12 protein-coding genes are annotated in these 15,270 nt (G+C 39.4%); 10 read left to right on the plus strand and 2 right to left on the minus strand.

Annotated features, from left to right (window positions below; genetic code table 11):
* The first annotated feature begins 369 nt into the window (after positions 1-369).
* The 3 genes from rapA to BT797_RS10750 all read left to right on the plus strand — a co-directional run bounded on the left by rapA (position 370) and on the right by BT797_RS10750 (position 4,947).
* A complete protein-coding gene (gene rapA, locus BT797_RS10740) occupies positions 370-3,282 on the plus strand; it encodes an RNA polymerase-associated protein RapA (protein WP_075472050.1) in 2,913 nt (970 codons plus the stop codon).
* Positions 3,283-3,414: 132 nt separating this feature from the next.
* Entirely contained in the window at positions 3,415-4,104 is a 690-nt protein-coding gene (locus BT797_RS10745; protein ID WP_075472052.1) for a pseudouridine synthase, read from the plus strand.
* Between the two features lie 27 nt (positions 4,105-4,131).
* Positions 4,132-4,947, plus strand: coding sequence for a DUF3530 family protein (locus tag BT797_RS10750; protein ID WP_075472054.1), 816 nt, complete (start codon positions 4,132-4,134; stop codon positions 4,945-4,947).
* Here the strand turns inward: BT797_RS10750 and djlA are convergent.
* The gene (gene djlA, locus BT797_RS10755) at positions 4,944-5,735 is read right to left on the minus strand and encodes a co-chaperone DjlA (protein WP_045111793.1); all 792 of its coding nucleotides are present in this window, start codon (positions 5,733-5,735) and stop codon (positions 4,944-4,946) included. The genes BT797_RS10750 and djlA overlap by 4 nt on opposite strands.
* Positions 5,736-5,925: 190 nt before the next feature.
* On the opposite strand from djlA, the gene lptD reads away from it, so the two are divergent.
* The 7 genes from lptD to putP all read left to right on the plus strand — a co-directional run bounded on the left by lptD (position 5,926) and on the right by putP (position 14,656).
* Complete coding sequence (lptD, locus tag BT797_RS10760; protein WP_244534173.1) at positions 5,926-8,316, plus strand: LPS assembly protein LptD; 2,391 nt, start codon at positions 5,926-5,928, stop codon at positions 8,314-8,316.
* A 254-nt stretch (positions 8,317-8,570) separates the two neighbouring features.
* Positions 8,571-9,869, plus strand: coding sequence for a peptidylprolyl isomerase SurA (gene surA / locus BT797_RS10765; protein ID WP_075472056.1), 1,299 nt, complete (start codon positions 8,571-8,573; stop codon positions 9,867-9,869).
* A gap of 11 nt (positions 9,870-9,880) precedes the next feature.
* The gene (gene pdxA, locus BT797_RS10770; RefSeq protein ID WP_045111796.1) at positions 9,881-10,864 is read left to right on the plus strand and encodes a 4-hydroxythreonine-4-phosphate dehydrogenase PdxA; all 984 of its coding nucleotides are present in this window, start codon (positions 9,881-9,883) and stop codon (positions 10,862-10,864) included.
* On the plus strand, positions 10,861-11,679 hold the full coding sequence (rsmA, locus tag BT797_RS10775; RefSeq protein WP_045111797.1) for a 16S rRNA (adenine(1518)-N(6)/adenine(1519)-N(6))-dimethyltransferase RsmA: 819 nt from the start codon (positions 10,861-10,863) through the stop codon (positions 11,677-11,679). The genes pdxA and rsmA overlap by 4 nt, the downstream gene beginning before the upstream one ends.
* A gap of 14 nt (positions 11,680-11,693) precedes the next feature.
* Positions 11,694-12,071: a Co(2+)/Mg(2+) efflux protein ApaG gene (locus BT797_RS10780; protein ID WP_045111798.1), complete on the plus strand. Its 378-nt coding sequence runs from the start codon at positions 11,694-11,696 to the stop codon at positions 12,069-12,071.
* Positions 12,072-12,130: 59 nt separating this feature from the next.
* Positions 12,131-12,955 (plus strand): symmetrical bis(5'-nucleosyl)-tetraphosphatase, encoded by an 825-nt coding sequence (locus tag BT797_RS10785; protein WP_075472057.1) that lies wholly within the window; start codon positions 12,131-12,133, stop codon positions 12,953-12,955.
* Between the two features lie 210 nt (positions 12,956-13,165).
* Positions 13,166-14,656 (plus strand): sodium/proline symporter PutP, encoded by a 1,491-nt coding sequence (putP, locus tag BT797_RS10790; RefSeq protein ID WP_075472059.1) that lies wholly within the window; start codon positions 13,166-13,168, stop codon positions 14,654-14,656.
* 119 nt (positions 14,657-14,775) lie between these two features.
* Here the strand turns inward: putP and folA are convergent, their stop codons facing one another.
* Positions 14,776-15,264 (minus strand): type 3 dihydrofolate reductase, encoded by a 489-nt coding sequence (gene folA, locus BT797_RS10795; protein WP_045111801.1) that lies wholly within the window; start codon positions 15,262-15,264, stop codon positions 14,776-14,778.
* Positions 15,265-15,270: the final 6 nt, after the last annotated feature.

Below are 15,270 nucleotides of genomic sequence, written 5' to 3' on the forward strand. Positions count from 1 at the left end.
TAAAGAGCATACTGAGCGGCCATTGCCGTGTCAGTGGGATGCATTATAGATAATAGGGCTCCATTGGCAAGTGATTTTATACATTTCATTCTATTTTAAAGATAAACCTTAAAAACCGAACACAATTCAAACAAAACAAATTAAAAACAAGCAGCACTTCGCTTAAGCATGCTCTTTTCAACAAATGATTAACGTCATTATCATAGTTTAGAGTGTTACTTATTCAATTTTTATATTTTATTTACTTATATAGGTAGAATTTACTCACAAGGTCAATTTAAACTATTATTTAATTTACCTTTATACGTGACCTAACTCTCTGGTTTAGGTAACATGCGCCCTTTTTACGGTTTTGGAGTTTGAACATACATGCCCTTCCAACTTGGTCAGCGCTGGATCAGCGATACGGAATCAGAATTAGGATTAGGAACAATAGTTGCCATAGAAGGCAGAATGTTAACGCTATTATTTCCTGCAAGTGGTGAGAACCGTTTATATGCTCGTAACGAAGCGCCGATCACTCGAGTCATGTTTAATGTCGGTGATCAGGTACTCTCTCATGAAGACTGGAGCTTAACTGTTACTGAAGTAACTGAAAGCTCAGGTATCATTACTTATATAGGTATTCATCAAGACTCTGGTGAAGAAGTTTCCTTACGTGAAACATTCCTAAACAACTTCATTAAATTTAATAAACCACAAGATCGCCTATTTGCAGGCCAAATCGACCGTATGGATCGATTTGTATTACGCCATCAAACATTACAGCACCAGTTTTCTCAACAACAATCTGCATTAAATGGGATTCAAGGGCCACGTGTCAGTCTGATACCACATCAATTACATATTGCAACCGAAGTGGGCCAACGTCATGCTCCTCGTGTTTTACTTGCCGATGAAGTGGGTTTAGGTAAAACCATTGAAGCGGGTTTGATCATCCACCAACAACTAACCGCAGGACTTGCCAATCGTGTGTTAATTCTGGTACCAGAAACATTACAACACCAATGGTTAGTGGAAATGATGCGTCGTTTCAATCTACACTTTAGTATTTTTGATGAAGAGCGTTGCATCGAATCGCTCGCTGAAGCAGATAATCCATTCGAAACTGAACAACTAATCTTATGTAGTCTGGACTTCTTACGTAAAAAACGTCGTCGTTTTGAACAAGCAGTGGGCTCCGATTGGGATTTGTTGGTTGTTGATGAAGCGCATCACCTTAAATGGAGTGAAACAGAACCAAGTCGTGAATACCAAGTTGTAGAATCATTAGCGCAAAAGTCGCCTGGCGTACTATTACTAACAGCAACACCGGATCAACTTGGTCATGAAAGTCACTTTGCACGTTTACGCTTATTAGATCCAAACCGTTTCTATGATTATGCCGCATTCGTTACTGAAGAAAATAATTATTCTATTATTGCAAAAGCAGCACAAGAACTATTAGATTCACCAGTCGTATCCCCGGACACCTCAGCATCATTAACTAAACTATTAAGTGAAGCTGATATATCAGACAAGTTGACTTTAATTCAAGCATCGCCAGATTCAAATGAAGCACAGCAGGCTAAACAATCAATAATCAATCAATTATTGGATCGCCATGGCACAGGTCGTTTATTATTCCGTAATACACGCTCTGCAATCAAAGGTTTCCCGATTCGTCACTATCAGCCAATTCCTTTAGCACTACCAGACCAATATAAAACGTCATTAAAAGTCGCACAAATGATGAATGGCTCAGCAAGTTATGCGGAAGCTGCGCGTCGTGGTCTATACCCAGAAGAAATCTTCTTAGAATTCGAAGGAAAAGACGCATCTTGGTGTAGTTTTGACCCACGTGTTGAATGGTTACAAAACTTCTTACTTGCCAATAAAAATGAAAAAGTATTAGTCATTGCAGCAAATGCCGAAACAGCAATGTCAATCGAAGAGTCGCTACGCGTGAGTGAAGGTATTCGTGGAACAGTATTCCATGAAGGTATGTCTATTATCGAGCGTGATAAAGCGGGCGCTTACTTCGCTCAAGAAGAAGCAGGGGCACAAGTTTTACTTTGTTCTGAAATTGGTTCTGAAGGTCGTAACTTCCAATTTGCACAACACCTTGTATTATTTGATTTACCATTAAACCCAGATTTACTTGAGCAACGAATTGGTCGTTTAGATCGCATCGGTCAGAAAAATGACATCAGTATTCACGTACCTTTCTTTACGAATACCGCACAGGATGTATTACAAAACTGGTATCAGAATGGCCTAAATGCGTTTGAGCATACTTGCCCTATCGGTGGCGATATTTTTGCAGAAGTAAAAGATGAATTACTGACTCAACTAGCCGCAAAAGAAATTGATGTGGCTGCAACAAATGCATTGATCACTGATACACGCAATCAATACGATGTATTAAAAGCAAAAATGGAAAGTGGCCGAGATCGTTTACTGGAACTAAATTCTAACGGTTTAGGTAAATCAGACGATATTATCGCGCAATTAAAAGCCAATGATGATAGCCCTACGCTACCTATTTTTGCGATACGCTTATTCGATGTTATTGGTATAAACCAAGAAGATCGTGGCGAGAATATGTTGATATTAAAACCGACAGATCAGATGTTAGTACCAAGTTTGCCACATCTATCTGAAGACGGCATTACAGTTACCTTCGATCGTGAGACCGCATTATCGCGTGACGACGTACATTTCCTTACTTGGGAACACCCATTAATACGCGCATGTATTGAATTAATCATGACGTCTGATACAGGTTCTACAGCTGTTTCACTGTTAAAAAATCCAGCGCTACCTGCTGGCACTATTTTATTAGAACTACTTTATGTGGTTGAAACATCAGCACCACCTTATTGTCAAATTAATCGTTTCTTGCCAGCAACACCAATTCGTTTGTTACTGGATAAAAACAGTAATAATTTAGCCGTAAAAGTAGACTTTGATAGTTTCAATCGTCAACTTAATGCGATTAACCGCCATGTAGCAACGAAACTGGTTTCGGCATCTCAAACGATTATCCATGATCTTATTGGTAAATCGACGAGTGTTGCAGAAGCACAAAAGCAAGCTATTACCAGCGCTGCGCTTGATGTTATGCAAAAAAATATGACGATAGAATTAGAACGTCTACAAGCACTGCAAAAGATTAACCCTAATGTACGTGATGAAGAACTGGCATTTATTGAAAAACAAACAGCAGAACTCACAACACACATTAATAATGCTCAGCTTAAACTAGATGCGGTACGCTTTATAGTCGTTACACCGAGCTAAATAAAAGCACATTATAATGACCAACAACAAAGGTGCTAATTTCGGTTAGCCCCTTTGTTATTACTTTTTATTATTAACAAGCGGTAATTTAAAGCTTACCTTCTAAATTATTCACTATATTGTATATACCCTATGCCCGATTTTATTTATGCTCCGCCGCAACACCCTCGATTAAATATTATTTATCAAGACGAGGCTATTATTGTATTAAATAAACCAAGTGGATTACTGAGCGTTCCTGGGCGATTACCCGAACATACCGAAAGTATTGCGAGTCGGGTGCAAGAATTATTTCCCGCTGCGACAATTGTGCACCGTTTAGACATGTGCACTTCAGGTGTGATCTTAATGGCATTGACTAAATCTGCGCAAAGCCATATCAGCAGACAATTTCAACAACGTTCAACCGCAAAATATTACTATGCTCGTTTAGAAGGTATCCCAACAGCTGAGTCTGGCAGCATTGATTTACCATTACGCTGTGACTGGCCAAATAGACCAAGACAACTTGTTGATTTCGTTGAAGGAAAACCAGCACTGACGCATTGGCAGATAATTGCAAAACAAAAAGCACATGACGATAACAATCAACAAGCTAGCGCTACTGTATTGCTCAAACCTGTGACAGGCCGCTCCCACCAACTACGCGTGCATATGTTAGCATTAGGCACACCAATCTTGGGGGATGAGTTATATGCATCGACACAAGGCATTGCCAGTGCAGAACATTTACAACTGCATGCCGCTATGTTAGAAATTGAACATCCCCTAACATCAAAAAAAATTACATTTAAGGTCAATCCACCTTTTCCAATTAATTAGAATAATTCTTTATTTTAGGAATCATGAATGCTTAAAGCGCTTTTATTATTACTTTTATCCACTTTGTCGCTACAAATATACGCTGAAGAGAATAATGCTGAAGAAAATGAAGACAAAAATGAGACTAATAAGCCAACAATCGCCTTCCCGATTTCTCAACAACGCGTATTTGATCAAGACTTAACTAAATACAGTAATACAAGCGAAGTTGCTTGGTTAGGTGATAAAGAAGATCGCTTTCTGACTCTATGGCTTGAACAAACGACAGCAAAAGTCACAGGTACAAGTTGGATTTTTGCCGATACCTATACTTCAGCCAATAATCCCAATATTATCCAAACACTGCGCTATCAGCTTAGTGATAGGGGATTACACACCTATTCTATATCGCCATTAAGTCAAACCTTAAAATCAGAGCAAGCAGAGCAACGTTTACAAGCGCAATTACTCACCTTACAAGACAAGATAGTAAGTAAAAGTGGTAAGCGCCTACTTATCATTCAGGGCGCCAATTGCCAAGCAATGATAAACGTACTGATAAAAAATAAAGATGTTTACGTCGATGCGATTGTGCTACTTAGTGCACATAGCGCCACCCCAACGTTAGCATCTCAACTCATTAGCCAAATGCACCAACTAAAAGCACCTATTTTAGATTTGTATGCGCAAACGGATAGTTTGGCGATAATTAATGAAGCAAAATTAAGACGGATAGCTGCAAAGCGAATTAACACAGATAAGTACAGACAAACTGAAGTGATCGGTTTACAGGGTCAAATAGAGACTCAGATCGCAACCAGCCAAATAATTTATGGCTGGTTGGTTAAGCTCGGCTGGTATTAACGCATTTTTCTCGATTCTTTTACTACGTCATAAGCACCTTGGATATCTTGGGCTTTCTCTTTAGCAATAATCATCATTTCTTCTGGTAAACCTTTTGATACCAATTTATCCGGATGATGTTCATTCATTAATTTACGATAAGCACGCTTAATTACTTTGTCGTCATCCTCAGCCCTCACACCTAATTGCTGATAGGCGTTAGTTAATGCTTCTTCACGGCTTACTTTACTGCCATGGCGGTGCGAACGTAACTCCGCTTCCATCATGCGTAATAAATTATCCATATCCTGAGTCGTCACACCCAAGATCGCACCGATACGATGAAGGATATCGCGCTCTGCTGTGGACAATTCAAGATCGGCAAAAGCAGCCTGAATTTGTATCTCCAGGAACATTTTAATCAGATCTCGACGTAACACACTGACACGGCGAAAATCTCGAACCGTTTGCTCTAACGGGAAATCAGCTTCCTTACCCTGATTGAATGATACTTGAGCTGCACGACGAGTTTCACCTGTCAGTTTCATTCGGTCCATTAGCTGCGTCGCGACATGAATTTCAGCTTCGGTTACGTGGCCGTCCGCTTTTGCCATGTGCCCCATCACCGAAAATGACGTATGTAAAAAAATATCCTGACGTTTATGTGCCGCAGGTCGTGTATCAATACCAAGTTGAGATCCAAATTGGCGCTTTAATATCGAACCAACCCAGATCATAAAAATCGCACCAAAAAATCCACCAAACTTATAACCAATTGCGGATAATAAAATGTAAAACAACATATTCATAAAAGTAGCTACCAAGCAAAAATGACATATATTTATATAAGAATTGTATTATGGCTGTTTAAAATGTAACAAATCAATCAATCTCATCATCTTTTTACAGGTTTACGGGATAAAACCAGCCATTAAATGGTCTATCGCTGTAATATGGATTATTATATCCAACTATTTTTTAATTTTAATGAAATTATCGATGACAAAATGGATTGTTAAAATGCGCCTTCTCACCTTATTTTCAACACTCAGCGGTGTCGTATTCTCAGCTAGCGCAGCTACAATTATTACTAATGCGGATGGTACTTCAAGTATTCTTGACGACTCAACAACGCCGTCTGAATTAAGCTTATTTAAACAATGCTATCCTTATGTGCCTGCGATAAAGCCTCCACTCGCAGATACTAAAGCTGCTAACGAGATCCAACTATTATCAAATGATGCAAAAGTAATCCAAGGTAACAAAGCTATTTTTACCGGTGATGTGAACTTTACTCAAGGTAATCGAGAGTTATCCGCTGATGAAATTATTCTATACCAGTTAACCAATATTTTAACAGCCGAAGGCAATGTTGTATTAGAAGACAGCACATCGACAATTAATGGTCGCGCTTTAAAAGCAAACTTAGACACTAAAGATGCCGAACTAACATACGTAAATTATTTACTACATGGCCAAGCCGGTAATGGTGAAGCAAAGAAAGTTTATATTACCAATAGCGGTGATAATATTTTAATGCAACGCTCTTCTTATAGCGAGTGTCCCTTTGGTGACAATAGCTGGGTATTACGTGCTTCCTCTATCGACATTGATAATATAGATGAGTCTGCGGAAGCTTATAACGCAACGCTGTACTTTAAAGACGTGCCCATTTTCTATATGCCATATTTTACTTATCCAACCACAGATAAGCGTAGAACAGGTTTACTGTTTCCGTCATTTGAAAATTCATTAGAAAATGGCATCACCTTTTCACAACCAATCTATTGGAATATCGCTCCAAATTACGACATGGAAATTGTTCCGACTTACATGTCTGAGCGAGGTATCTACTTAACAAATAAATTCCGTTATTTAATTGATGGACAAAGCGGTAAGATAAACGTTGAATATCTTGCTAACGATAAGAAAACCAATACTGACCGAACACTCTACCATTGGAGCCACAACGGTAATTTTAATGACAATTTAAACTTCAATGCTAGCTACACACAAGTAAGTGATAACAATTACTTTTCTGATCTTAATGCATCAGCTGGTGCTCGAGACAGTAATACACTACTTAGAACTGCAGCCTTGACTTATAATACAGATATGACGTCATCACAATTTGAAGTCCGTGATTTTCAAATTTTAAGTAATTCTACAGCATCAACACCGCATAAAGTATTACCGAAGATCTCCTTTACGGGTTACCAACAATTCGATAATAATCCAATTGAACTGTCAGTTTATAGTGAAATAACGAATTTTACTCATTCTAACAGTAAAATGTATAAGGGCATCAGAACCCATATAGAACCGACTATTAGTTTCCCATATAAACGTCCTGCAGGTTTCGCTGTTGCCGAATTTAAATTACCAATGACTTACTACAGTCAAACATTCAGTGATTCCGATAATGGCAATTTTGTAAATGGCTACAAAGGTGAGTTAGAAGAAGAAGTGGTACGTGTGATACCGACCGCAAGGTTACACGCAGGTTTAAATTTTGAACGTTCTACATCTTGGTTTGGTAATGCATTCACTCAAACTTTAGAGCCCCAAGTTCAATACCTCTATATCCCGTATAAAAACCAAGATAATATCGGTATTTATGACTCATCGACTATTCAACAAGATTTTCTCGGTTTATACCGTGACCGTATTTATAGCGGTTTAGATCGTATTGCCGACACCAATCAAGTTACTGTTGGTTTAACAAGTCGAGTATTCGATAAAATAGGCAGTGAGCGATTCCGATTTTCACTTGGGCAAATCGTTTACTTTGGTGATAGTCAAGTTGGGATAGCTCCTGAAGCGAAGGCAAAGGCTGATAACACTGAAGTGACGACATCAAGTATCGTAATGGAGACCGATGTTAAAATTAACGATAATCTATTCTTCAATAACAGTATTGAATATGCTCTCGATGATGCGCTAGTACGTCGTGCCGACGCTGCCATTGAATACCGTTTTGATCTTGGTCAGCGCGTGCAATTTAATTACCGTTACATTGAAGATACAGCCTCTATACTAGAAGATGCAAATAGCCGAGTTAATTCGACAATCAACCAAGTTGGTTCAAAATATATCTTACCAATCAATAATCAATGGGACATGGGCGCAAGTTATTACTACGATGTTGAAAATAAAATAACCCAAGACGCTTTTGTTGGTATTAAATATGAATCTTGCTGTTGGGCAATTCGTCTTGATTATGGTTATCGCCTAAAGAATCATAATATTAGTACCAATAAAACAGAGTATGATCGTGGTCCAACACTCATGTTTGAGCTAAAAGGTTTGGGTGGTATTGGGACTGATATGAATCACATAGGTACTTCAAGTTTATTTACATACGGTCAACCGTTCCAGTTACGTGAATAAACATAGTTTATAAACGAATTGAGAAATACACTTAGGCACGATAATGGCGATAATTAACCCGCCGTTATCAGTCAAAAAGGGATTAACAGATCATGAAGATTGCATTGAAAGCCTGACAAGGTATACTTCCGCATACTTTTTCACCTCGGTTTTCAGCGAACTACACAATCCTCATACTTTCCCGTGGTAAAAATTGATAGTTTTCAGCCTACTGCTGTCTCAGTTATAGTCGATATTGAATAGGAATTCATAAAGTGATTAAAAAAGTAATTAAGATTCTATTATCCGGAGTCATAGTTGTAACGAGTTGGCAAGCTCAGGCCGAGCTAACTAAGCTCGATGAAGTGATTGCGATTGTTAATGAAGAAGTTATTTTAGCGAGTGATGTCAACGCATTAACAAGCTCGGTAACAAAACGAGCGACAAAAGCCGGCCAGACTTTACCATCGCAAAAGATACTGACCCAGCAAGCGTTAGATAAACTCATCATTGATAGCCTGCAATTACAAATGGCAAAAAAAATGGGCATGCGCATTAGCAATGCTCAGCTCGATGATACGTTAAATAATATTGCTAAAAGTAATAACCAAACCGTTGAACAACTACGTCAAAACGTTCTTGCTGATGGTGGTAATTTTAACGACTATAAAGAAGAACTACGTGTTCAGCTATTAACCAACGAAGTGCAGCGCATGCAAATGCGTCGTCGTATCACTATTTCGGATCAAGACGTTGATAACTTACTTGCGATCATCAACGAGCAGGGTCAGAAAAATCTACAATATCGTGTAAGTCATATCATGCTACGCGTCCCTAACGACGCTGATAACGCGACGATGGAAGCATTACAAACTAAAATTACCGATATACAAACACAGCTAAATGCAGGAAAAGAATTTTCAAATCTCGCTTTAGCTGTCTCTGCAGGTCCAAAAGCACTTGATGGAGGCGATTGGGGCTGGATGAATATCAATGAAATGCCGACATTATTCGCAGAAGCAGTAACCAATGCCAAAAAAGGTGACATCATAGGTCCTATCCGCAGTGGTGCTGGGTTACATATCATCAAAATTACTGATATGCGAGGTGTAGAAACGGTACTAACGAAAGAAGTCAATGCACGTCATATCTTGGTTAAACCATCGGTAATTTTAAGTGATGACAAAGCGAAATCATTATTAAATGGTTATTTAGCCCGTATTAAATCAGGTGATGCGGACTTTGCTGAACTCGCGAAAGCCTATTCAGATGATCCAGGTTCTGCAGTCAAAGGCGGTGAACTAGGCTGGGCAGATCCAAATATCTATGTACCGGCATTTAAATTAGCGCTAAAAGACTTGAAGAAAGGTGAAATTAGCCCTGCATTTCGTTCTAGTCATGGCTGGCACATAGTGCAACTACTTGATAGACGTACACAAGATACGACAGATAAAGCAAATCGCCAAAAAGCATGGCAACTGTTGTATAATCGTCGTGCAGCTGAAGAAAGCCAAGCTTGGTTAAATGAATTAAAACAAGAAGCTTATATTCGTATTTTAGATAATGAATCGTAACAGGTGAAAATGTGACTCATCGAATAGCAATCACTCCGGGTGAGCCTGCTGGCATTGGTCCAGATCTTGTTCTGGAATTAACGAAGCAAGACTGGCCGGTAGAGCTCGTACTTTGCGCAGATCCAGAACTCATTTTATCTCGAGCAAAAATACTTGGCAAAACGATTGAACTAATTGAATATAATCCAAGTATACCAGCACAACCACAACGAGCTGGCACGCTAACTATCGCACCAATGCAAATGGCTGTACCTGCAGAACCAGGTAAGCTTGATGAAACGAATGGCCGCTACGTATTAGATACGCTGCAATTCGCATGTGAAAAAAACATGTCAGCAGAGTTTAGCGCAGTTGTAACAGGACCAGTCAATAAAGGCATCATTAATAAAGCAGGTGTGTCTTTTAGTGGTCACACTGAATTTTTTGCTCAGCAATCAGAAACAGCCGATGTAGTGATGCTACTTGCAACCACTGGATTACGTGTGGCGTTAGTGACTACTCATATCCCATTAGCCTACGTTGCAAAAGCTATTACAGAAGAACGATTGAGTAATATCATTCGTATTATTCATGCCGAAATGAAAACAAAATTTGGTATTGAACGACCAAAGATTTATGTATGCGGACTCAATCCGCATGCAGGCGAAGATGGACATCTAGGTCGAGAGGAAATTGAAATTATCTCTCCGACATTAATGAAACTTCGCGATGAGGGTATGGATTTAACAGGCCCCCTCCCTGCAGATACCTTGTTCCAACCTAAGTATCTTAACGATGCCGATGTTATATTAGCAATGTATCACGACCAAGGATTACCGGTATTAAAATCGGTTGGTTTTGGCAGCTCAGTAAATATTACCCTGGGCTTACCTTTTATCCGAACATCAGTTGATCACGGTACTGCAATTGAACTTGCAGGTACTGGAACAGCCGACGCCGGCAGTATGTTTACAGCAGTAAACCAAGCAATAGAAATGGTAGAGAAAAACGCATGAACGACAAGGTCCATTTAGGTCACACCGCGAAAAAACGTTTTGGTCAAAACTTTTTACATGATGCATATGTAATTGGTCAAATTGTTGCATCGATTAATCCGCAAAAAGGTGAAAACCTAATTGAAATTGGTCCCGGTTTAGGCGCATTAACCGAGCCTGTATCAGCTTGTCTCGATAAGATGACAGTCGTTGAGCTTGATAGAGATCTTGCTGAACGCCTAGAACAACACCCGGTACTATCTAAAAAGTTAGACATTAACCAAGCCGACGCAATGCGTTTTGATTTTAATCAGTTAATCAAACCGAACACGAAAATGCGTATTTTTGGTAATTTACCTTACAATATTTCAACGCCGTTAATGTTCCACTTATTTGAGTTCCATGAAGATATCCAAGATATGCACTTCATGTTACAAAAAGAAGTTGTACAACGTTTAGCCGCTAGCCATAACACTAAAAGTTATGGCCGCTTAACAGTAATGACGCAATACTACTGTAATGTAACACCAGTACTTGAAGTGGGCCCTGAAGCATTTCGACCTGCACCAAAAGTCGATTCAGCGGTTGTTCGTTTAGAACCACATACTGTATTACCGCATCCAGCGAAAAGCTTAAAAGTACTTAACCACGTAGTGACAAGTGCCTTTAATCAACGTCGTAAAACAATTCGTAATAGCTTGAAAAAAGTAATTTCGGTTGAAGACATTGAGTCTTTAGGTATTAATGTATCTTTACGTCCAGAGAACTTAACCTTAGAAAATTATGTTACCTTGGCAAACTTCGTAACAGACAATCCACTACAAGCAGCGGATTAAGACGGTCGGTATCAATGATAAGTGTCGCAGATTCATTCACCCTTATTATTGATACCGAATATCTCGAAGAAGTATCAGTACCAGCACAACACAGGTACTTCTTTGCTTATAGCATTACATTAACCAATCCATTAAACCAGCCTGTTAGCGTATCAAGTATCCAATTATTATTAACTGATGGTGATGGTGCTATAACCGAATTAAATAATCCTTTTCAAAATAATGATTATCTTATCTCTTCACAGCAAGATTTTTGCTATAGCAATGATATAATTACCCATTCTCCATTGAGTATCGTTCAGGGAAAGATCGAACTACAACTCAATGCCAGTGAATTAGTGGTGATTACTATTGAACCATTTCGTCTAGTCACACCTAATCTTTTACACTGATCAATTAAATACATTAACGCGCATACTTCATCACGCTTAGCTAGAAAGGTAACTTATACATGGCAACTTATTTTGTTGGTGATATTCAAGGTTGTTTCGACGACCTTCAGCATTTGTTACAGCAAGCTAATTTTGATCCACGCCAAGATAAACTTTGGTTAACAGGGGATCTTGTTGCCCGCGGCCCTAAATCATTAGAAACACTGCGTTTTGTTAAACAACTTGGCCCTGCTGCGGTCACAGTACTTGGCAATCATGACTTACATTTACTCGCAATTGACGCAGGATTAGCTAAGCTAAACTCTAGGGATAAAACTCAAGCGATCTTTGCTGCCGAAGACAAAGATGAATTGCTATTATGGTTACGTCAGCAACCACTACTTGCATATCATGATGTCTTCAACATAATAATGGTGCACGCAGGTATCAGTCCACAATGGACCCAGCAGCAAGCAAAGCATTATGCTGAAGAGGTTAATATGAAATTGCGTGGCGATGACTACCAAGCATTACTCGAAAACATGTACGGTGCTCAACCTGATTATTGGCGAGAAGAATTACAAGGTTTCGATCGTCTGCGCTTTATTATTAATGCATTTACCCGTATGCGTTTTTGTGCACCTGATGGACAGCTGGAGTTTCACAACAAGCATTCACCGACGACAAATAATAACCAACAGCATATACCTTGGTATGAAGTAGCTGGAACTCACCTTGATGGTGCCCATGTTATTTTTGGTCATTGGGCTGCATTAGAAGGGAGTTGCAGCCATGAAAATGCAACAACACTTGATACTGGATGCGTGTGGGGAAACAGCCTTACCATGTTACGCTGGGAAGATAAGGCAGTTTTTTCAGTTCCGTGCATAATTCATACGACATAATTGACTAAAGCAATACTAAAAAATAAGCGGGTTATCACAGTGTTGCCCTAATGTTAAGTAATGACTTAATTGTTCGTATATACTGCACCCTAATTTTAGCTAGCCCATATCAATGTTACCGAAAACATGTAAATTGACGTGGTTTGGTTAAGCTTAGCTATAACAATAAAAAACAAAAAAATAAAAACTTTACAACTAAGGCTTATATACATGATTGAAAATAATTTCATTATTACAGCTACATTCCTTGTTTATCTTGCTGTTATGCTTGGTATCGGTGTGTATGCTTATAGACAAACCAAGAGTTCAACAGACTACTTTTTAGGTGGCCGTAATTTAGGCCCTTGGCCTGCGGCCCTATCTGCAGGTGCTTCTGATATGAGTGGTTGGTTACTACTTGGCTTACCAGGTTACGCGTACGCTGCTGGTATGGAAGCAATCTGGTTAGCAGGTGGTTTATTAATTGGTACTTGGCTTAACTGGCTGATTTGTGCAAAACGTTTACGTACTTACAGTATCGTAACCAAATCAATAACCTTACCTGAATTCCTATCTCGTCGTTTTAAAGACAATTCAAAGGCTATTCAAATTTGTTCAGCATTCTTTATCCTAATGTTCTTCTTGTTCTATACAAGTTCAGGCTTAGTTGCTGGCGGTAAATTATTTGAAACAGTATTTGGTCTCGATTATCAATACGCGGTTATTCTGGGTACTGTGTGTGTGGTTTCCTATACGTTATTCGGTGGTTTCCTTGCTGTCTCTTGGACTGATTTAGTACAAGGTCTATTGATGTCAGCTGCACTATTAGTCGTGCCACTCAGCGCGATGGATGGAAGCTTTAGCGATCTGGCATCTGCTATGACAGAAATTAATCCGGAACTACTGACAATATGGCAAAACAGCAAAGGCGAAGACCTGAGTGCAATTGCAATCATATCATTAGCTGCTTGGGGCCTAGGTTATTTCGGTCAGCCACATATTCTTGCGCGTTTCAAAGCAACACGTAGTAATAAAGACCTTGTTAAAGCACGCCGCATTGCTGTTGTTTGGACATCATTGTCTATGTTTGGTGCAATGCTAGTAGGTCTAGTGGGTTTGGTTTACGCAAGTTCTAACAACATCACTATCGCTGATGCTGAAACGATCTTCATGTTATTAGTGAACAGCATCTTCCACCCTGTTATTGCGGGTATTTTACTTGCTGCAATCTTAGCGGCGATCATGAGTACCGCCGATTCACAACTACTTGTATCATCATCTGCTTTAGCTGAAGATTTCTACAAGCAGCTAATTCGTCCACAAGCAACAAGTGAAGAGCTTGTTACTGTTGGTCGTTTTGGTGTGGTTGGTCTATCTATTATTGCCTTATTGCTTGCCCTTAACCCTGACAGTTCAGTACTTGGCTTAGTATCTTACGCATGGGCTGGTTTTGGTGCTGCATTTGGTCCAGCATTAATCATCTCGCTATACTGGCGTGGTATGACACGTAATGGCGCGCTTGCAGGTATTATTATTGGTGCAATTACAGTCGTTGTATGGAAACAATTAAGTGGCGGTATTTTTGACCTCTATGAGATCGTACCGGGCATCATCTTTGCTTCTCTAGCTATTGTTATCATTTCACTGATTGGTAAACAAGAAGATGAAAGTATCCACGCTCAATTCGACGAATTCGAGTCTAGCTTAGATACAATGGCGTAATAGCCACCAGCACGAACTAAGTTAATGGTAAAAATTAACGATAAAAAATGCCGCGCTATCACTAGCGCGGCATTTTATTTTCTAATTCAGTCTGCGTCATTCTATTCGTCAGCTAATAACTACTTCACTCGTTCAAGTAAACTAAAACGGTAATCATACGGGTTTTTATCATCTGCCACATAATTCTCATGCTCAATTTCTTGCCAGTTGTACAGCTCATAGTCAGGGAACCAAGTATCCCCTTCTGTTGTTAATTCAATATGCGTCAAATATAAACGGTCGGCAGAGGCTAAGCATTGGTTATAAATCGTAGCTCCCCCGATGATCATTAACTCTTCAACATCACCCGCGGCTACGATAGCATCATCTAGCGTAGCTACAACAGTAACACCTTCAGGCTTATAATCTGTTTGTCGACTTAATACGATGTTTAAACGACCCGGTAATGGGCGACCAATTGATTCAAAGGTATTACGTCCCATCACGATAGGTTTACCTAACGTCGCACGTTTAAACAGTTGTAACTCAGCAGGTAAATGCCACGGCATCTTATTATCTAAACCAATTACACGGTTATTTGCCAATGCGGCAATCATGGAAACAATCACAACAAC

This window comes from Moritella viscosa (assembly GCF_900120065.1).
GTDB lineage: Bacteria > Pseudomonadota > Gammaproteobacteria > Enterobacterales > Moritellaceae > Moritella > Moritella viscosa.